The sequence below is a fragment of the Pseudoalteromonas sp. SG45-2 genome (assembly GCF_014164115.1).
In the GTDB taxonomy this organism is placed as follows: domain Bacteria; phylum Pseudomonadota; class Gammaproteobacteria; order Enterobacterales; family Alteromonadaceae; genus Pseudoalteromonas; species Pseudoalteromonas distincta.
The window spans coordinates 146,076-166,273 of the sequence record NZ_JACJEO010000009.1; the positions used below are offsets into that span (position 1 = coordinate 146,076).

The following is a 20,198-nucleotide window of genomic DNA, read 5'->3' on the forward strand; positions in this document are numbered from 1 at the left end:
TCAAGATATGCAATTTAAGCATGGCCAGTAAAATAATAGCATTATTCAAAACAAAAAAAACACGATAAATTTAACCCATACAGTAACAACTTATCGGAATATAACAATGCTTAGAACACTAGGAATATTGGGAGGAATGGGGCCTTTGGCTACCGCCTCATTTATGAATCAAGTAATTGCGTTATCACCTGCTAAGAATGATCAAGAGCACATACCTATGTTTATAAGGAATATCCCGCAAATTCCTGACAGAACAAATTTTTTAATGGGTATTGAAGATGAAAATCCATTTTTTGAGCTTAAAAAGGGTTTTAACCAACTTACTAGCTTAGGTGTAAGTTGCATTGTTATACCGTGTAATACCGCGCATTATTGGTACAACGCACTAACGCAAAATGCTGATGTGCATACCATTAGTATTGTACAAAGCGTTATTAAGCGCGCAAAGGCAACGGGCAAACGTAAGATAGGGATATTAGCAACCACAGCCACGCTCAATATGCGGATATATCAGACGGCATTTAGTAAGCACAATATTGAATTTATTGAGCCTAACGAGCAACAGCAAACATTTATAATGCAAGGTATAACGGCGGTTAAGTCAGGAGATTTAACCTCAGGACATAATCTTTTAAAACAAAGTTATGAGCTAATGCTAGCCCACGGTGCCGATACAGTACTACTTGGTTGCACCGAAATACCGCTAGTTTTAAATGAACAAGTATTTAATTCACCCGATACATGTTTAGATACCATCGCGATTTTAGCGCAAGAGTGTGTTAATTGGGCTTATACAAGCACTCAACAATCAACTCACTTATTCTCAAGCGTTGCTTAAAAAATTAAGCATAGGTGTGCCAAGTAATACCAATTCGCTTAATTAAGTGATCTATTTTGAGGATGGAAAAACGTGTTGATAGCTAGGCAAAAAATTCGCTATTTAGTTGTTCTCGGCAATTGCTCCTGCATTGCTCTACCTTCTGCATCCATGCAGTCGTAAATGAGATTTTTTAAACACAGATAGCGACACGTTTAGCCCCGAAAAATGATTAAGCATTATTGCGGATTGGTATAAATGGCACACCTATTTTGTTATGCAGGTATGGGGGCGTTTTGTGCAATAAGCTGTTTAGATTTCAACTCACTCCAAAATTCGCTTGGTATGGTAACTTTCATTGAGGCTACATTAGCTTTAATTTGCTCCTCCGTGCGTGCCCCAGGAATAATTGAGGATACCGTTGAAGGCGCCTCAGCAAACTGCAGTGCAGCTGTTTTAATATCAATCCCATGTTTAGATGCAATGTCGCTTATTGCATTAAACTTTTGCTGCATAGGCCCTGGAATTTTAGGCGAGTAATTAAAGCGATTTCGACCAGCTAAAAAACCACCATTAAGCGGCGCTCCAATGACTGCTGAAATACCTCGTTTATCAAGCATAGGAAAGGTTTTATCAAGTGCCTGCTTGTGATCTAAAATTGAATACTGCAGCGCTAGTAAGCAAATATCTGGGTCTGACATATCAAGCGCTTTATAAACAGCATGAGGTGTATTTACTCCAAAACCCCAGCCTTTAATTATTCCTTCATCACGCATTTTAGTCAGCTCAGGAATAGCACCTTTAGCCGCTTGATCAAAATACTTAAGCCAGTCATCTCCCATATCGCTGTTTTGTGGTGATAAATCGTGAATATAGACAATATCGAGTGAGGCGACACCAATACGATGCAAAGTATCTTCTATTGAACGGCGCGTGCCTGAGGCTGAATAATCATACTTATAATGAAACGGTGAGTGATCAGCCCAATGCCAACTATTTTCTAAAGGCTCTGCTGAAGGGGTAAGAAGGCGACCTACTTTTGAGGATAAAACATAATCTTCACGCTTTTTGTTTCGAAGTAAATCACCGAAGCGCCTTTCGCTTAAACTCAAACCGTAAAAAGGTGATGTATCAAAATGACGAATACCAGAACCCCATGCTGCATTTAGCATTGTTAAAATTTCTGTATCGCTTGATATAGTATTAAAGCCATTCCCGGCGGCAAGGCCGCCCAAGCCCATTCTTGATTCCGGCCGGTAATGCTTAGCGTTAGTAACATCGTTTGTGGGTAGAGCAGCGCTTTTATCTATTGAGCCTTTAGTTTGCATAACACTGCCGTTAGACATTTTTACCTTTAGTTGCTCAGCCAAAGCTGAAGCACTAAAAATAGAGCCTAAACTTAAAGCAGCCCCTGCTTTAATAAAATTTCTGCGAGATACCATGTGACTATTCTCCTTGAGTAGGTTAAATATCTACGCTCTAAGCTAGTATAAATAACAACCAAACTCAAGCAAGGAAAATATAATAAATGACAATACTATCAATAAGATAGTTAAATTAACAAACACTGAATAGACGTTTGAATTAACATTTATAACTGATTATTTTCTTTACTCGTATAGTCCTTTTAAATGTACAAAACAGTGCATTTTAATAGCTTGATAAAAAAGCATACTTCCAAATTGGTGCACGCCTTAATACTCATTTATACAATATAAAATGGTTACATTTATTAGATGTGTACAAATTAGTAGACAAAACCGCAATAAATTAAAGATGCACAAATAATCTCACTATCAAAGCGATTGCGGCAACACTTAGCTAATTTAACCGAGCGTAGTTGAAATAATTGGGGTAAATATTACAAAAACGTTTATTATTAAAGGTTTGCCTTGCAATACACGACGTATTTGTCTCTTTCACAATGCAATTGCTGGCAAGCCCTGTAAGAGTTTTATCTTGCCAAGTAACACTCTGCAGTGCAGCAAATTGCAACTAAATTCAACATAGTTAGCGCTGAAAATAGCTGCTTAAATAGATCAATTATTCAAGTTCAGGTTACTTGAGCTTTTTAATACCAATTAACACACAGATGGCACCGCCAATAATACCCGCCCATGCTTCTATTGGTGTGTCGTCACTAAATGCACGGCTAAGCTGCGAAGCCGCCGCATCATACACGTCGTATCCCCACATAATTAAAGCGATACCTATAACGATTAAAACAATTCCTACAATCTTATTATTCATAAATATCCTTAAGGTTTAACTTACATAAACTAAATAAAAATAAATCAGGGTTAATCTAATTCTAATTGAGCACGTTCTACGCTCTCACTAGGTAACTCTTTTTGTACCGATACACCAAGCTCTTTAAACTCTGATGCTTGTTTAATTAAATTACCTTTACCACGGTATAGCTGCGAAAATGCTTTATCATAACTTTCTTTCGCTTTATCAAGCTGCTTACCTACACCTTCCATACTCAATAAATAACCATTGAGCTTGTTATAAAAACGCTCCGCTCGACTTGCCAGCTCTTTTGAGTATTTAGTTTGCTCTTCAAAACGCCATAACTGTTTAACAATATTTAAACTAGTAAGCAAAGTCGTGGGTGTAGCTACCAGTATATTTTTTTCGATTGCTTGTTGGTAAATATCGCTTTGATATTTGAGTGCTTCTACAAAAGCTGATTCTATTGGTACAAACATAACCACCACTTCTGGCGAGTTAATACCTGGTAAGCGGTCGTACGATTTACTCGCAAGTTCATTAATACGCGCTGTAACGGCGTTTACATGCTCTTTAATTGCTTGATTAGCATCTAGATCATTTTCAGCATTCACGTAGCGTGTATAGGCATTTAATGAAGTTTTAGCATCAATAACTAAGTGGCGACCCTGTGGTAAGTACACAACTACATCAGGGCGTAAGCGGCCATCTTCAGTGTTAAACGACACTTCGCGCTTATAATCAACGCCTGCACGTAAGCCAGCACTATCTAATACGTTTTCGAGCATAAGCTCGCCCCAATTACCTTGGGTTTTCTTTTGCCCTTGTAGGGCGTTACTGAGCTTGTCGGCTTGATCTGTTATAGCTTGGCTTTTAGCTTGCAAATGCAGTAGCTCGGTTTTAAGCGCAGTCCGTTGTTTTATGTCTTCAACGTGCATTGATTCCATTTTTTCTCTAAAGCCTTTTAGCTCGCCTTGAACTGGTTTTAATAATTGCTCAATGCTTTCTTGATTTAAGGTTTTAAAGCTTTGTGATTTTTCTTCTAGAATTTTATTGGCTAGGTTTTCAAACTCTTTTTTGAGCGTATTTTTACTTTGCTCAATTTGCGCGAGTTGCTCGCTAAAGTTTTGCTGTTTTTGCTCAAGGGTAGTGCGCATATTATTATATTCAACATCGCGCTGATTGTATTGTTCACGAAGCGCTGCCAGCTCGCCTTCGGCTTTACGCCAAAAGTGATTGTATTGAATGCTTTGTTTTTCTTGTTCGCTAAAACGCGTTTTAAAATGCTGCGCTTCATCGCGCTGCTCTTGGTGAGTATGTTCTAGCAGTTCATGATCTTCTAGCAAGGCGCTGTATTGCAGCTCTTTATTATCAAATTGGTTTTGTAACAGGGAAAGCTGTTGCTGCTGTTCGCTTATTTGTAGATGTAGCTTTTTGCGAAGCCGTGTTGATACAGCGCCGTAAAATAGGGCGCCTAAAGCAACACCAGCACCAGCGCTTAACCAATCAATATTAGTGAGTACTTGAGTGAGCATAAAATAAACTTATAAAATTTAGAGACATGCCATCATAACCAATAACCAACAACAGAAGTAGGGGAGTTAAGAAATTACAGACATAAAAAAACCAGCTTAAAATAAGCTGGTCAAATATTACTAAGTTAAGTAATCAAAGGGATAATCAACATGTGCCCGAGCAAGCTGCAACTTAAATACATAATCACCAAAATAACTAATATTATTAGGTGAGGCTATATAACAACAGGCATTAGAGTAGACCGGATAACAAAATAATTAATTCAAATTAATTTGCGGAAGATCATTTATTTTTATTCGGGTTGATTTAAACAAATCAAATTATGGGCATAAAAAAAGCCAGTTCAAAATGAACTGGCTCAATCATTACTAAAATTAGTAACTAAATAGGGGGAATCAACATGAAAACTTGTATTAACTGCAATTAATCAACAAGCATAATAGTAGACGCGTCTTTTTTAATTAAGTTCAAAAAAAATAAAAAACTTTTAAAATAAGTGCTGAACGCTAGATTTTAGACATAAAAAAAGCCAACTCAAAATGGGCTGGCTCAATCATTACTAAAATTAGTAACTAAATAGGGAATCAACATGAAAACTTGTATTAACTGCAATTAATCAACAAGCATAATAGTAGACGCGTCTTTTTGAATTAAGTTCATAAAAAAATAAAAACTTTTAAAATAAGTACTGCACGCTAAATTTTAGACATAAAAAAAGCCAACTCAAAATGGGCTGGCTCAATCATTACTAAAATTAGTAACTAAATGGGAAATCAACATGATGCTTGTGTTAACTGCAATTAATCAACAAGCATAATAATAGACGTCCGCTTTTTAATTAAGTTCATAAAAAGATCAAAACTTTTTAGATCTTTTTTAGTTTTTAATTAATGACAACATTTGCTGCTCATCAAACTTTGTAAAGCTCATTGATTTATCAGTAAATAATGCATCAACAAGGGCTTGCTTGTCTTGCTGCATTTTAAATACTTTTTGCTCTATTGAGTTACTCATTATGAGCTTATAAACAAATACAGGATTAGTTTGACCAATACGGTAGGCTCTATCAGTCGCTTGCTTTTCTACTGCGGGATTCCACCATGGATCAAAATGAATAACGGTATCTGCTTGTGTTAAGTTAAGGCCTGTTCCACCGGCTTTTAAGCTAATTAAAAACACGGATGTTTTACCACTGGTAAACTCGTCGATTACTTTATCTCGTTGACGCGTTTGCCCTGTAAGCATACTAAAGTTAATGTTTATTTCTTCAAGGCGTTGGGCTATTAAATCGAGTGCCGATGTAAACTGACTAAATATAATAATCTTACGACCCAGACTTAGCATAAGCGGTAAGTGTGTTGTTAACCATTCAAGCTTAGCGGAGCCTGCTTGAGTATCTGGATCTATTAATTTAGGGTGGCAACAAATTTGCCTTAACTTTAAAAGCGCCTCTAAAAATGCAAGCTTACTTTTTTGTGCGCCTTGTTCGGCAAATAAGTCTATTAGCTTCTCTTCTAATGAACGTGTAATGCCTTGATACATTTCTTTTTGCTTAGGCTCAAACTCAAACTCTTTTGTAAGCTCTGTTTTTTCAGGTAACTCTTGCGCTACTTGTGCTTTAGTGCGGCGCATTATAAAGGGCATAATTAACGCTTTTAACTGCTCAGCCCTCTGCATATCAGCTTCACGCTCAATAGGTGTTTGAAAGTGCTGCTTAAAGTGGGCTTGAGACCCAAGTAACGATGGCATAGCAAAATCGAGTAACGATTTAAGCTCAAGTAAATTATTCTCGATTGGAGTACCACTTAAACAAAGTTTAAAGTCGGCATTTAAGCGTTTAACTAATCGTGAGACCTGTGCGGTATCGTTTTTAATGTATTGTGCTTCATCGAGGATAATATTTTCAAAATATAATGGCGAATAATATGCAATATCACGCTTTAAAAGCGGGTATGTAGTAAGAATGCATTGCGCTTGTGCTAAGTGTTGTAAAGGATCGTTACGGTTTGATCCAAAAATAGTGGTTACTTTTAAACTTTTAGCAAACTTAGTAATTTCGTTTTTCCAATTACTCACCAAGCTAGTTGGGCACACTATAAGTGTAGGGCCTGCTTGTGGGCGATTAAATGTACTCGCTAAAAATGCAATAACTTGGAGTGTTTTACCCAACCCCATGTCGTCAGCTAAAATACCACCTAATTGATGACGTTTTAAAAAGCTAAGCCAATCAACGCCTTGCTGTTGGTACTCACGAAGTGTTACTGAGTCATTTAAGCCATGTAATGAAACCTTAGGCATTGCCTTATCGGTATTATTTAACTCTTGTAAATATAGCTCAAGTGAATCGTCGTGAAGCTCTACGTTAATAGCTGTGTGCTTTACTAGTTCAGGTAAATACGAAAGCGGAATATTAAATTCGTCACGTGTTTTTACAAATTCAAAACGTTCTTTAAATTCGTTTAATAAGTTAATGGCAGACTTATTAATAACCCCAAATTGACGGCCAAGCGGGTAGTAATAAAACAGTTCACTTTGGCGATTCAATGACTGATAAAGCGAATCAGCATTAGTAAACAACAGCGATGCTTTTGCGTCACACAACAATACTTTGCAGTGCATTTGATGCCCTGCTGCACGGTGTACATGTAAACTCACTTCACATTGTGGATTAGGGCTTGTTACTTTACTTACACTGACTTGCCAACCACGCTGCTTAAAGCCAGGGAATACTTCGTATATTAGCCAATGCAAATGGATAGGAGATTGCTTTGTAAATACAAGCTCACTTTGTAAACCCCCTTTACAAAATTCAAACCCTAGATTGATTAGCTCGTTAGTTACGGTGTTTTCAAATGCGCTATTTATAGTACTTGCTGGGGCAGAACCAGCTAAATAGTTTTTATTTTTATACTTAAATAATAGCGAAAGCGATAAACCTTGCTCGCCCATTGTTACTTTTAAAACAGCGTTACTAGATAGCTTAGGTAACGTTGGCTGCAAGTTAGTAGGGTGCGGTATAACACCTGCGCCAAAGTTATCGGCAAGCTGTTTATATATTCTGTCAAAATTAGCGTCATGCAAAGCAGGCATAGTTTGTAAATGCGCTATTTCGTCTGCACTCAATGGGGTACGAAGACGACCCGCTTTTAAATGATCTAAATCGAGGTAAGTAGGTGGTGTTGTTTTTAATAAAGCCCAGTTTTGGGTTTGCTCAAGCTTAATAACTAATTGTGATAGATCTTTATCTTGCTCCCAACTAAAACTCAATGCTTGGCCAGATTGCGCTTTAATTGGTACGCGAGAGCGCTGAAAAAACAAGCGTTCAGTAGCTATCAATTGTTGTAGGGCACTAAAGCCCCATTGGCCTTTTAGCTCAATACTTCCTACTGCATTTTGTGAACGTATCCAACTAAATAATCTAAAATCACTTTCGAGTAAATCATTTGGCGTTACGAAACTATTTAACTGTTGCTCTGTGAGGTTTCGGCCTAACGTGTAATTCTTTTTAGTCTCAAAATTAGCTATTTTAGGTGTTAAAAATACTTTGTTATTTTCAATATCTAATACAAATAATAATACTTGCGACGGCGTATGTTGATCACCACTTTTAAGAGCGCTTAATTCACTAAACCAATCATTAATGAAGTAATCTTCACCGTATTCACCAGAGTGCTCTATTTTAAGCTTAAACAAAATAGCAGCTAAATGTCGGCATTTGGTTTTTGCATTACACGTACAGTGCGTATCAACAGAATAACCAGTTGGTACTTTACTGATCTCAATACGTTGGTTAAATGATGATCCGTTATCCACTTGCACGGTAGAGTCTACAACAGAAAAATTAGGGGTATGCTCTAGCCAGGTGATTTGACCTTTCTTGTAGTACTCTTTGCCTTTATCTAAGACATTTTCGCGGAAAAGTTTTTTAATAAAGCGTTCAGAAAGAGGAAACTGGGTAGCCTGCTCATTTTTAATTTCTTCAAAAATAGCCATTAAATCATTTTTTGATAAGTTAGCAGACATGTCACTCTAAGCATTAAATTTTAAAAATAATTCTGCCAGTATATGCCTTATGTGCTCTGAGCTAAAGCACTATTAACAAGATATAAACTGGTTGGAGCTGATAGCTTAGTAAAAAATCGGTTTATAGGTAAAAATGAGTATAAAATTTCGCAAAATATTAGGCACTACATATAAAAATAAAGATTAAACCACACGTTATAGATCACAATTTTACTAACAATAATAATAAACCAAGAGCAAATAGCTAAAAGGGGGCGATTAGTTAGTAAAAAAGTGATCTTGAAGAGGAAATATGATCATTTAAGGTAGGATTAGGCTAGTAAAGATCAGATTTTTACTAACAAAACAATCTGTCAGATCAGTATTTAACTAAGTATATATGTCTGACAGATCATTATTTAACTAACTAATTAAAGACACTTAATAGCTTAGTTAATTGTTCTAAGCGTTTGTCTGTCATCACTTTATTGTCGATTTTGATAGACACATCACCACTTTTTAAATTGCGTTGTACCGATACAAACTTATTTTCAAGTACAGCTTCACGCTTAACAGCAGCTTGAGGCTCAGCAGTTAGGCATTTAGTGATTGCCATTGCACGCTTGTCGTCACTTGTAATGGCGTTTAGCTCTTCATCACTAGCTAGGTCACTAACAAGTTGATTAAACGCCTCTTGGTCTCTCTCCTTTGCGCTCATGAGCTTTTTAGCCACTTCGCGACCCACGTGATTCGCAGTAGGGTAGAGTGCAATAACTTCAGCAGGTATTTGTTCATACGCTTTAACAGCATCTGCAATGGCGGTGTGTGATACACCTTCAATTGCAGCAATCTCTCTGTAAGATCCTTTTTTACCTTGTTCAATAAGCTCATTTTTAGTTTGCTGGTAAGCTTGTCCTAGCTCCCATAGACTTGGAGCGATATATTGATCTGAAGATACAGCTAAAATTTTAGCGTCTTGCTCAGTAAAGTCACTTGAACTAAGTACTAAATAATCAGCGTTACCTAAAATACAGGCCATACGACGGCGAGAACCCGCTAATACTAAGCTTTTACCACCCTGATCCCAAAGTAACGCAGGGTGCTGATTACGGCCATCCTCTGCAATGGCAGGTAAAATATCCGATACTGACTTTTCGTTAAGAAGTGCTTGTACACGGCGGTTTTTACCGTACACACCTGTTGTAGATTCAATGTCAGCGTGTGCGATCACTTTGCAAATAAGAGTAATTTGGCGCTCAGGATCGCTCGGTGCTGGCATGCGAATTACATCACCAGCATTTGCTTGTTCAAGTAATGCGTCAAGGCTACTACTTCCTACAGCTGTTGCAAAAGGATCTAAGCGGGTGTCATTTTTACGTTTTTTAGCCATTTTTATTTAACATCCTTACTTAGGGGTATTGAGTGTTGATTGAGTTGACTGCCAATTTGAACGAATAAGCATTTCTAGCTCATCGACAACATCTTTAATATTTTCTTGAGCGCGCATTAGTGATTCACGGCTTGCTAAGCTGTCTGACGCTTTTTGATCAAAAATAGTATTGAAAGACGAAGAACTAGCAGTAATCGCCGAGCTGTGGTTGATTGGGTAACTCATAACTTGGCGACCGAATGCACTACGAACATCTTTAACAATATCGCGCTGTGAGTGATTACCTTTTACATAGTTGGTCACTAAAAACTGCATAAAGTCCCATCCCTCATGGCCAAGTGCCGCAACGGTATGGTAAATCTCGCCTAGTCGTTTTAAATATTTATTATTAGCATCAAAGTCTACAGCTTCTGGATGAACAGGGATAAGCATCGCAGTAGAAGCCATTAATGCATTATAAAACATAAAGTTAAGAGTTGGAGCTGTATCTATTAATATAATATCAAACTCGTCTTTAACAGGGTTAATTACTTTTTCAAGTAACTTATGGTAATGACGAGTTTGCTCATAATTTGAGGTGTCTTTGAGTAATGTTGCAGTTTCGTGCTCAAAATAAAAATCGTCCATACCTGATGGTAGTACACGAATATTTGGGATGTGCGTTGATAAAAATGAGTTTGAAACAAATTCAGGCCATGTTTCGCCCTCATCTAAATCTATACAATCACGCATTAAATCACCAACAGTAATTGGGTCATGCTCGCTTGAAGGAAAAAAGCTTGAAGAAGAACCTTGAGGATCTAAATCAATTATACCAATGCGATAGCGCTTAATATTTGTAGTTGCCAGCGCTGCTGCAATATTAACCATGCTAGTTGTTTTGCCACATCCACCTTTGAGAGAATTAATGACAATAACTTGCAGTTTGTCATCATCAGTACGATGATCTGGTTTAATATCCATAATATCAGCCATAGCAAAAATGTTTACTAATGTGTAAGCATAATGACCATTGGCGCCGCGTTTTATGTTTAAATCATCAAAGTCACCGTTGTCATGACGTCTTTTTAAAGTACGATTATTACAACCTAATAAATCGGCAGCTGCTTTTTGCGTATAAGTTCTTAATTCTTTTTCTTCTGATTTAAGATGAGCACGATAGTGCTGAATACGACCTTCTAAAGATTTTTCAGCTACTTCTGCAGTTGCTTTTAAAAGCCGGTAGGTACTTAGCGCGTTATTATTGATAGACATACTTTCTTCCTCAAAGTTAGGCAGTTAGTATAATGTCCATTCAAATTGCTGTAAACAACTATTTAAGACGACATGCATTTTAAAAAGAAGACATTTAAAAATACTTTTACACTTTTAATATTGCTTAGTATAAATAAAGAAGTTTAAAGGTGGTTAAATATATAAGGTAGTAAAGGTTAAGGACCTTAAATTAACACATAACATTATGATTAATATAAACAATATAAAAAAAAGCAGATCAGCGTTATACTTGGTTAAGATCAGATCTTTATCTACCTGCAGATCACCTTTTTACTAAGCCTTATTTTTTAAATCAAGTTATACACAGGTTACGCATAAGGTTATGAACAAAAAGAGCCCTTGAGATCAATTTTTTACTAAGTAAATTATAAAGTTATGCACTAACCTTAGCGTCAATAGGTTCGTTTAATTAGTATAGATCTGATCTGTACTTGGTACAGATCAGATCTATGCTAACTCGATAAGCCTTTATCCACAGGGATATTAATTTTAGTATGAATTTGTCGTGCTAAATTTTAAAATAAAGCCATTGTGATGGACAAAATAACAGCTGAGTTAGTAAAAAACAGATTTGTGATGACCCAGTTAGTAAAAATATGATCTGAAATCGCAAGTTATATACATTACTTAGTATAATAGTGATCTAAACGTTTTATTTAAAGTCAGATCACTTTTATACTAACTTAAACATTTAACTTTTGTTGTTTAATGTGTTGTTATTAGATGTCGCAATAAAAATGGAAATAAGAACAATGAGCCGAAAGGTCAACATCTCGGTAGATAATTTGCCCGATACACTCAGGGGCCAAATCCACGGGGTGGAAAGTGCAATTGATAACGAAAGTTTAGCACTATTTACAGACAACAAAGACGTGCGAATTTCTATTGAAAATGCAGCTCATGGTTTACGTGCATATTCAAACACGTTTAATCATTATGATTTGTGGGGCCGTTTTGTTCGCTCTGGCTATAAAAAATTGCCACTTGAAGAAGCGCCTAAAAAAACAATCATTACGCGTAAAATATCAGAGAAAGTAGATGGTATTTTATACGATGGTGAGATAAAAATTACCCCTGCTGTTGTCAGTACTCGTAAAGATGGTGAAGATATTGAGTATCTTGTTTGGCCATCGGACAGGGAAGAAAAAGTAGAACGAGCACTTATTCGTTTAGCTTCTAAAGGCAAAATAGTTAAAATTAATTTTAAGTCCGGTATTCAATACGCGGTTGTTTTTTCTATGAACGAATTAGCGCAAGAGCTCAAAGCGGTAGGGCAGTCAATGCCATATCCTGCAATTAAAGAGTCACTTGAAGCATTGCAAGGTTCTAAACTTTCATTTAAATATTCAGCAACCGATACTAAAAACTCCGATATAGATGATTCGTTTTACGAGTCAAATATGAACTTTTTATCGTCACTTCACTTTAGTGGTAAAAAAGGTCAAGGTGGCAATGTAAAGTGTGTGGCCTGCTTAAATGCGTTTGTTCATAACATGATTGATAACCTTGAATACAAAGGGTATTACTTTAATAGTGCACAAGAATTAAAACGGGGATTGTCGCGTTGGATGATGCTTCGTTTGTATCACCTTTGGCGTTATGCAGCTCCAGGTAAAACGTATCATTTTAGATTACTTTCTATTATGGAAAAATACGGATCTATTTATTCAACTGATGATATTACGGAAAATAAATTAAAAGCGCTTCGTCGTGATATGACCACCACAATGAAAGATTTGATTGAAAAAGGTGCTATATCAGAATACAGCATTACAAACGTCAAAGATGACAAAACTGGTAACATTATTGATTACACATACGAAATGCACCCCTCTGATCAGTTTTGCGATGAAATACTTACATTGAACAAACACAACAAACGCATTGAGATTCAAGGCGGTAAACGTATTGTTGAAAATGCAGTGTTAATTGATGAAGATAAAATAGAAGAGATAGTAGAAAAATAATAAACGCTATTTTAAATACCGTACATATTTACTAAAAAGGCCACATATTGTGGCCTTTTTAACATAATAGCTATCGGTCAACTTGTTCTAAATATAGCCTATCAACTAAAAAATCATACTCACGTTTTCGAGGATGAGCTTCGGGTTTTTTATAATCAGGTAAGATACCTAGTTTAACGTCTGCTTCTGGATTAATCAGAATAAATGGTAATGCGGCGCTCACATGATAGCGGTTTTGTGCTGTGTATCTCACATTAACTTGAGGGCTTACGCGAGTAGGGCGACGAATTCTTAATTTTTCCTTTTCACCTAAACTAGCAACCCGTAATTGTTCTTGAGCTACAAGTGATTGCCATTTTTGCTGATCTATCATTCTTGGATTTCGATAACTGGCCGATTTGTCGAGCATTTCGAGGGCCATTTTTTTAGTCAACGTTTTAGTTGCGTGCTTGTGCATCCAAGTAAACCTAACAGAAAATGGTGATTCACTCTCACTGTGAATCTTACGGTAAGCAGCAAGTGTTATTAAATTTGGTATTGCATTATGAACAGCCTCAAATCGGGCATCGTTATTATCAATTGCCAATATACACTCTTTGAAACTAGCTTTAGCTTTGTTAACCTGTGCTATACGATTATTTAAAGCTTGTTTATCTGCATTTTTAATAACAAGTAAACCAGGGTGCCTTTTTAACACGCGACTGCTTAAGCCCGATTTTTTATAAATGTCAGAAAAGGAGTTTAAAATTGCCTTTTGAGCCGGCGCTCCAGTTATTTTAGAGACAAGTATGGACTCAGGAACCTTATTTTCATCTAAATTACTTACATCAGGTAACTGATAGTACTCTGCTCTGGAAAACTCACATTCGTTTAATTCCTCAATTAACCTTAAAGTTAATTCGTTCATTAAATCAAACTGACTCCTAATTTGCACTTTAGTAACCACGGCACACCTCAAAGAACACATCTTACTAACTCCATATTATTGCATGCACTTTGCATTGAGTAAATATTTAATAAAAATAATACTCGGTGTTCAGATAGAATTGAAAGCAAATAATGTATGATGTGTTCTTTCTGGGGTAAATGGTTCTACTTATTCCTGTAATTTAGTACTGTTTTATTGATTAAAGAGTTAGTCCGCTTAGAGCTTAATTGCCCATATAGTGTAATAAATGAGAAATGTAAAATGAACTTGGTGCGGTTGTATTCTAAATAATAGTGTTAGTTTTGGTTGTTTCTCTAATTAGTGATTAATATTATAACGTGTTTTAACTATGGGTTTATCATCCAAAAGCGTAAAATGTCATACATGATTTTTGCATGAGAGCCATTTAAGGCATCACTGGCAGTTAAGTTTTTAGTTATCACAACTTGCTAAATAACGTTGGCGGCAGGGTGGGAAAGTGAGTGGTGAATCAGCAGATTACCTTGTGTCAGTTGTAAGTATATTCTGGCATCAGAATAATCAACAGCGCTATTCTACTAGGCTTAAAGTACATATAAATGAGCAACACAAAATGCCATATCATATATTTAGGCCTGCACATAGTCCCTGTTAGTTAATAATTAATTTAGCGCGTAAAGTTAAGAGTACACTTGATGCAGTTTAAGTATGATGTGTTCTTAGGTAAAATACATATAATATACCCTTGTGCTTTATTTATTCTCAATGTGTTAAAATTGAAACTAATTAACTCTAAATGTATGTTTTAAATCACTTTAGTTTATTTGAAATAAAACTAAAGTGATTGTTATATAACCACCTGAGTTAAGTAAAATTACTTTTATACTTAACTCATAACTAAATAATTGGAAAATAGTGAATTTAGTCCTTGAACATAGGGGTCTGCATACGTTAATTTCTTCTTATCAGGTAATGTAGGAATGAGGAAAAATTATGTCATCGTGGAACCCAAATAGCTGGAGAGAGCTGCCAATACTGCAGCAGCCACAGTACCCAGATCAAGAAATACTTAAATCAGTTGAAGGCCAATTAAAAACGGCTCCGCCTCTAGTTTTTGCAGAAGAAACAAGAAGCCTATTCAAACAACTTGAAGACGTGTGCGAAGGTCGTGCATTTTTACTTCAAGGTGGTGACTGTGCCGAGTCGTTTAGCGATTTTAATGCCGCTAATATTCGCGATACATTCAAAACAATTTTACAAATGGCTGTTGTATTAACTTATGGCGGTAAATGCCCTGTAGTTAAAATAGCGCGTATGGCTGGTCAATACGCTAAACCTCGTTCAGCAGACTTAGAAACAATTAATGGCGTGTCTTTACCATCTTACCGTGGCGACATCATTAATAATATTGAGTTTACAGAAGAAGCGCGCATTCCAGACCCACAACGTTTAATGACTGCATACCATCACAGTGCCGCTACGTTAAACTTATTACGTGCATTTGCACAAGGTGGCCTAGCCGATCTTCATCAGGTTAACCGCTGGAACATGGGCTTTGTTGCTGCAAATCCACTTAAAGAAAAATACCAACAACTTGCAGATAAAATTCAAGACGCACTAGAGTTTATGGAAGTGTGCGGAATTAACTCTACAATTGCGCCAAGCTTAAAAGAAACCGATTTATACACTTCTCACGAAGCTTTACTACTTGGTTACGAAGAGGCACTAACACGTCGCGACCATTTATCGGGTGATTGGTACGATTGTTCTGCTCACTTTGTTTGGATTGGTGAACGTACACGCCAACTAGACCACGCACATATTGAGTTCTTTAAAGGCATTAAAAACCCAATTGGTGTTAAAGTTGGCCCAGGTATGGACCCTGACGACCTAATTCGTTTAATTGACGCATTAAACCCAGATAACATTCCTGGTCGTTTAACGCTAATTACACGTATGGGTGCAGACGTACTGCCAGAAAAACTCCCAGCACTAGTACGAAGAGTTCAACAAGAAGGCCGTAAAGTAATTTGGAGTTCTGATCCAATGCACGGTAATACTGAAAAAGCGACTTCAGGTTACAAAACGCGTAACTTCGATAATATCATGCGCGAGATCAGTCAATTCTTCGCTGTACACAAAGCTGAAGGTTCATACGCAGGTGGTGTTCACCTAGAAATGACAGGTCAGCACGTAACAGAATGTACAGGCGGTGCTTACGGTTTATCTGACGATGACTTAGCACAGCGTTACAAAACACAGTGTGATCCACGCCTTAACGCCGACCAAGTATTAGAGTTAGGCTTTTTAGTAGCTGATTTACTAAAAGACGCACGTAAATAATATTTATTGATACAAAAAAAACCGCTTAGTTGCGGTTTTTTTATTTCAAATTTGATGAGTAAGTCAGTACTTACGTCGCTCCAAGTCTGTTTCTATCAGTATTTTTGCAGAAATCTCTTCAACAGAATGATGCGTAGAATTAAAGTAAGCTATTTTGTGACGCTTATACAACATTTCTACTTCGCGCACCTCAATACGGCACTGTTTAATTGAAGCATACTTAGAGTTAGCCATACGTCGATGCCTTATAGCCGCAAGCCTCTCAGGGTCAATCGTCAGTCCAAATAACTTATGTTTATAAGGGACTAAACATTTAGGCAAACCTTCATTATCTAAATCTTCTTCTGTAATAGGGTAGTTAGCCGCTTTAATGCCGTACTGCAGTGCTAAGTATAAGCTTGTCGGTGTTTTACCACTTCTGCTAACGCCAATTAAAATGATGTCTGCTTCGGAAAAGTTTTTAATATTTCCACCATCATCATTCATAAGAGCATAGTTAACCGCATCAATTCTAAAATCATAACTTTTTTCGTGGATAGAATGCGTACGATGCATTTTTGGAACAGGAGCTACATTGAGCTCTTTTTCTATTTTTTCGCTATACGTAGTTAAAAAATCATACGTAACTGCATCAGCCGATTTTATAATTTCACTTAAATTGTGATTTACAAAAGTAAAAAACACGAAAGGCTTTTCACCTGTTTTTGCAGCGGTTGCATTAATTAAAGCTTTAATTTCGTGCGCTTTTTCTTCAGTTTCTACAAATGGAATTGTTTTATGATTAAAATCGATAGGAAACAACGACAAAGTCGCATGCCCAAATACCTCTGAAGTAATTGCTGTTCCATCTGATATATAAAAAGCAGTTCTCATAATTAACCTTTTTATTGCGTTTAAATCCCTAAAATGGGTTTCCCACGGTTTACGTGAGGACTGTTGCCAGTGTAGAATGATGACGACCTTTATAAAAGGTTTTCTTTCTTAACTCTCACAGTTAGACCTACAATTTGTTTTTTTTGGAGAAAGATCCGTGCAAGAATACGTTCTCTGGTATCAAGAGCTTGGTATGCAAGATGTTCCTCGAGTTGGCGGTAAAAACGCGTCACTTGGCGAAATGATTTCAAACCTCGCAAACGCAGGTGTACAAGTACCGGGTGGTTTTGCAACTACCGCAGATGCTTTTAATGAGTTTCTAGATCAATCAGGACTCACCGCCAAAATTCATGACATCCTAGATACACTTGATGTTGATGATGTAAATACACTCGCTAAAGTCGGTGCCGATATCCGCCAATGGATAATCGACACACCATTCCAACCAAACCTAGATCAAGCCATTCGCGACGCATATAGCCAACTCCATGGCGATACTGCAGCAGATGTTTCATTTGCAGTACGTTCATCAGCTACCGCTGAAGATATGCCAGATGCATCATTCGCAGGCCAACAAGAAACTTTCCTTAACGTTGTCGGTATCGATTCAGTCATGGTCGCTATTAAACACGTATTTGCTTCATTATTTAATGACCGTGCAATCTCATATCGTGTTCACCAAGGTTACGATCACCGTGGTGTAGCGTTATCAGCAGGTATACAGCGCATGGTACGTTCAGATAAATCAGCATCTGGCGTAATGTTTAGTATTGATACAGAGTCTGGTTTTGAAGACGTTGTATTTATTACATCAAGCTATGGCTTAGGTGAAATGGTTGTACAGGGCGCGGTTAACCCTGATGAATTTTATGTTCATAAACCAACACTCCTTAAAAACAAACCTTCAGTAGTACGTCGTAATATTGGTTCTAAAGCCATACAAATGATTTACTCAGAAGATAAAGCACATGGTAAGCAAGTAGACATCGTTGATGTTGACCCTGAGCTTTCTAATAAATTTTCGATTACAGATGAAGAAGTGCAAGATCTTGCCAAACAAGCTGTAATCATTGAAAAACATTACGGTCGTCCTATGGACATCGAATGGGCAAAAGACGGAAACGACGGCAAACTATATATAGTTCAAGCACGTCCAGAAACTGTCCGCTCAAACGAAGACTCAAACGTAATGGAACGTTTTCAATTAAATGGCACAAGTAATGTACTTGTTGAAGGCCGTGCAATTGGTCACAAAATTGGTAGCGGTGTTGTACGCGTTCTTGATTCAATCAAAGAAATGGACCAGGTACAAGTAGGCGACATTTTAGTTACCGATATGACCGACCCTGATTGGGAACCAATCATGAAACGTGCAGCAGCGATAGTTACAAATCGTGGTGGCCGTACGTGTCACGCGGCAATAATTGCACGCGAACTTGGTATTCCAGCAGTTGTTGGTTGTGGTAATGCAACTGATTTAATTAAAGCGGGACAAGAAGTAACAGTATCGTGCGCCGAAGGCGATACCGGCTTTATTTACGAAGGTATTTTAGATTTTGAAATACTAACGTCACGCGTTGATAAAATGCCAGAACTACCAATGAAAGTAATGATGAACGTGGGTAACCCCGATCGCGCCTTTGACTTTGCACGCTTACCGCATGCAGGTGTTGGCCTTGCGCGAGTTGAATTTATTATTAACCGTATGATTGGCGTTCACCCTAAAGCGTTATTAAATTTTGATGCGCAAACCGATGCATTAAAAGCAGAAATTACTGACATGATTGCCGGTTACGAATCACCAGTAGAGTTTTACATAACAAAACTGGTTGAAGGTATTTCAACGCTTGGTTGTGCTTTTGCACCGGAGCGTGTAATTGTGCGTATGTCTGATTTTAAATCAAACGAATACGCAAACCTAGTTGGCGGCCAGCAATACGAGCCTGAAGAAGAAAACCCAATGATTGGTTTTCGTGGCGCCGCACGTTATATCTCTGAAGACTTCCGCGATTGTTTTGCACTAGAATGTGAAGCTATAAAACGCGTAAGAAACGACATGGATATGGCAAACATTGAAATCATGATCCCATTTGTACGTACCCTTGAAGAAGGTAAACGCGTAATTGAATTACTAGAAGAGCATGGCCTTAAACGTGGTGAAAATGGTCTTAAAGTAATCATGATGTGTGAGCTGCCTTCAAATGCATTACTTGCTGATGAATTTTTAGAAATGTTTGATGGTTTTTCTATCGGCTCTAACGATTTAACACAGTTAACGCTTGGTCTTGATCGTGATTCAGGTTTAATCGCACATTTATTTGATGAGCGTAACCCAGCAATTAAAAAACTACTTTCTATGGCAATTAAAACAGCTAAAGAAAAAGGCAAGTACGTAGGTATTTGTGGTCAAGGTCCTTCAGATCACGAAGACTTTGCTGCATGGTTAGTAGAGCAGGGCATTGACTCTGTTTCACTCAATCCAGACACAGTAATAGAAACATGGTTATACCTAGCTAAAAAATTAGCAAAGTAATAAATAGGTAAGCTATAAAAAATGCCAGCAATGTATTGCTGGCATTTTTTTATACCCAATTAAAAGTTAAATTAACGGGCTAATTTTTTATCTAAATAAGCACATGATTTAGTTAACGCCTTTTGGCAAAGTGATAAGTAATGTCGCGCTTTAGGGTAATAAAACGAAAAACACAATAAACCCGCCATAAAAAATATAAGTGATGGTCCTGGTACAACCGCAAAAAATAACCCTAGTAAAATAAATAGCACGCCACTGATCTGTAATAGTAATTTTTTCATATAACACACCTCATTACTCGTTAACTTGAGTATAATTTAAGC

At 37.1% G+C, this 20,198-nt stretch carries 13 protein-coding genes; 4 read left to right on the forward strand and 9 right to left on the reverse strand.

The window, feature by feature from the left end; all coding sequences use genetic code 11:
- Window positions 1-106 precede the first annotated feature (106 nt).
- Complete coding sequence (locus H5116_RS08710) at window positions 107-838, forward strand: aspartate/glutamate racemase family protein (RefSeq protein WP_182715974.1); 732 nt, start codon at window positions 107-109, stop codon at window positions 836-838.
- A gap of 254 nt (window positions 839-1,092) precedes the next feature.
- Here H5116_RS08710 and H5116_RS08715 read toward each other — a convergent pair whose 3' ends face one another.
- The 6 genes from H5116_RS08715 to H5116_RS08740 all read right to left on the reverse strand — a co-directional run bounded on the left by H5116_RS08715 (window position 1,093) and on the right by H5116_RS08740 (window position 11,231).
- Window positions 1,093-2,259 (reverse strand): aldo/keto reductase, encoded by a 1,167-nt coding sequence (locus tag H5116_RS08715; protein WP_182715975.1) that lies wholly within the window; start codon window positions 2,257-2,259, stop codon window positions 1,093-1,095.
- 616 nt (window positions 2,260-2,875) lie between these two features.
- Entirely contained in the window at window positions 2,876-3,067 is a 192-nt protein-coding gene (locus H5116_RS08720; protein ID WP_182715976.1) for a DUF3185 family protein, read from the reverse strand.
- Between the two features lie 50 nt (window positions 3,068-3,117).
- Window positions 3,118-4,584 (reverse strand): DNA recombination protein RmuC, encoded by a 1,467-nt coding sequence (gene rmuC / locus H5116_RS08725; RefSeq protein ID WP_182715977.1) that lies wholly within the window; start codon window positions 4,582-4,584, stop codon window positions 3,118-3,120.
- 877 nt (window positions 4,585-5,461) lie between these two features.
- Window positions 5,462-8,608, reverse strand: coding sequence for a DEAD/DEAH box helicase (locus H5116_RS08730; RefSeq protein ID WP_182715978.1), 3,147 nt, complete (start codon window positions 8,606-8,608; stop codon window positions 5,462-5,464).
- Between the two features lie 406 nt (window positions 8,609-9,014).
- On the reverse strand, window positions 9,015-9,977 hold the full coding sequence (locus tag H5116_RS08735; RefSeq protein WP_182694859.1) for a transcriptional regulator: 963 nt from the start codon (window positions 9,975-9,977) through the stop codon (window positions 9,015-9,017).
- A gap of 15 nt (window positions 9,978-9,992) precedes the next feature.
- Window positions 9,993-11,231 carry an AAA family ATPase gene (locus tag H5116_RS08740; RefSeq protein WP_182715979.1) on the reverse strand — a complete coding sequence of 413 codons (1,239 nt, stop codon included), beginning with the start codon at window positions 11,229-11,231 and terminating at the stop codon, window positions 9,993-9,995.
- A 773-nt stretch (window positions 11,232-12,004) separates the two neighbouring features.
- Here H5116_RS08740 and H5116_RS08745 point away from each other — a divergent pair.
- Complete coding sequence (locus H5116_RS08745; RefSeq protein WP_024596523.1) at window positions 12,005-13,219, forward strand: hypothetical protein; 1,215 nt, start codon at window positions 12,005-12,007, stop codon at window positions 13,217-13,219.
- A gap of 70 nt (window positions 13,220-13,289) precedes the next feature.
- Here H5116_RS08745 and H5116_RS08750 read toward each other — a convergent pair whose 3' ends face one another.
- Complete coding sequence (locus H5116_RS08750) at window positions 13,290-14,165, reverse strand: DNA replication terminus site-binding protein (protein ID WP_024596522.1); 876 nt, start codon at window positions 14,163-14,165, stop codon at window positions 13,290-13,292.
- A gap of 954 nt (window positions 14,166-15,119) precedes the next feature.
- Here H5116_RS08750 and H5116_RS08755 point away from each other — a divergent pair.
- Window positions 15,120-16,469: a class II 3-deoxy-7-phosphoheptulonate synthase gene (locus H5116_RS08755; protein ID WP_024596521.1), complete on the forward strand. Its 1,350-nt coding sequence runs from the start codon at window positions 15,120-15,122 to the stop codon at window positions 16,467-16,469.
- 63 nt (window positions 16,470-16,532) lie between these two features.
- Here H5116_RS08755 and H5116_RS08760 read toward each other — a convergent pair whose 3' ends face one another.
- A complete protein-coding gene (locus H5116_RS08760) occupies window positions 16,533-17,342 on the reverse strand; it encodes a pyruvate, water dikinase regulatory protein (protein ID WP_007583184.1) in 810 nt (269 codons plus the stop codon).
- Window positions 17,343-17,499: 157 nt separating this feature from the next.
- On the opposite strand from H5116_RS08760, the gene ppsA reads away from it, so the two are divergent.
- Window positions 17,500-19,875 carry a phosphoenolpyruvate synthase gene (gene ppsA / locus H5116_RS08765; protein WP_007378803.1) on the forward strand — a complete coding sequence of 792 codons (2,376 nt, stop codon included), beginning with the start codon at window positions 17,500-17,502 and terminating at the stop codon, window positions 19,873-19,875.
- 71 nt (window positions 19,876-19,946) lie between these two features.
- Here the strand turns inward: ppsA and H5116_RS08770 are convergent, their stop codons facing one another.
- Window positions 19,947-20,156 (reverse strand): PGPGW domain-containing protein, encoded by a 210-nt coding sequence (locus H5116_RS08770; RefSeq protein ID WP_024596520.1) that lies wholly within the window; start codon window positions 20,154-20,156, stop codon window positions 19,947-19,949.
- Between the last annotated feature and the right edge of the window lie 42 nt (window positions 20,157-20,198).

Excerpts from the sequence above, each read along its gene's own strand:
- H5116_RS08710 (WP_182715974.1), top strand. The coding sequence starts at position 107 with ATGCTTAGAACACTAGGAATATTGGGAGGAATGGGGCCTTTGGCTACC.
- H5116_RS08715 (WP_182715975.1), bottom strand. The coding sequence starts at position 2,259 with ATGGTATCTCGCAGAAATTTTATTAAAGCAGGGGCTGCTTTAAGTTTA.
- H5116_RS08720 (WP_182715976.1), bottom strand. The coding sequence starts at position 3,067 with ATGAATAATAAGATTGTAGGAATTGTTTTAATCGTTATAGGTATCGCT.
- rmuC (WP_182715977.1), bottom strand. The coding sequence starts at position 4,584 with ATGCTCACTCAAGTACTCACTAATATTGATTGGTTAAGCGCTGGTGCT.
- H5116_RS08730 (WP_182715978.1), bottom strand. The coding sequence starts at position 8,608 with ATGTCTGCTAACTTATCAAAAAATGATTTAATGGCTATTTTTGAAGAA.
- H5116_RS08735 (WP_182694859.1), bottom strand. The coding sequence starts at position 9,977 with ATGGCTAAAAAACGTAAAAATGACACCCGCTTAGATCCTTTTGCAACA.
- H5116_RS08740 (WP_182715979.1), bottom strand. The coding sequence starts at position 11,231 with ATGTCTATCAATAATAACGCGCTAAGTACCTACCGGCTTTTAAAAGCA.
- H5116_RS08745 (WP_024596523.1), top strand. The coding sequence starts at position 12,005 with ATGAGCCGAAAGGTCAACATCTCGGTAGATAATTTGCCCGATACACTC.
- H5116_RS08755 (WP_024596521.1), top strand. The coding sequence starts at position 15,120 with ATGTCATCGTGGAACCCAAATAGCTGGAGAGAGCTGCCAATACTGCAG.
- H5116_RS08760 (WP_007583184.1), bottom strand. The coding sequence starts at position 17,342 with ATGAGAACTGCTTTTTATATATCAGATGGAACAGCAATTACTTCAGAG.
- H5116_RS08770 (WP_024596520.1), bottom strand. The coding sequence starts at position 20,156 with ATGAAAAAATTACTATTACAGATCAGTGGCGTGCTATTTATTTTACTA.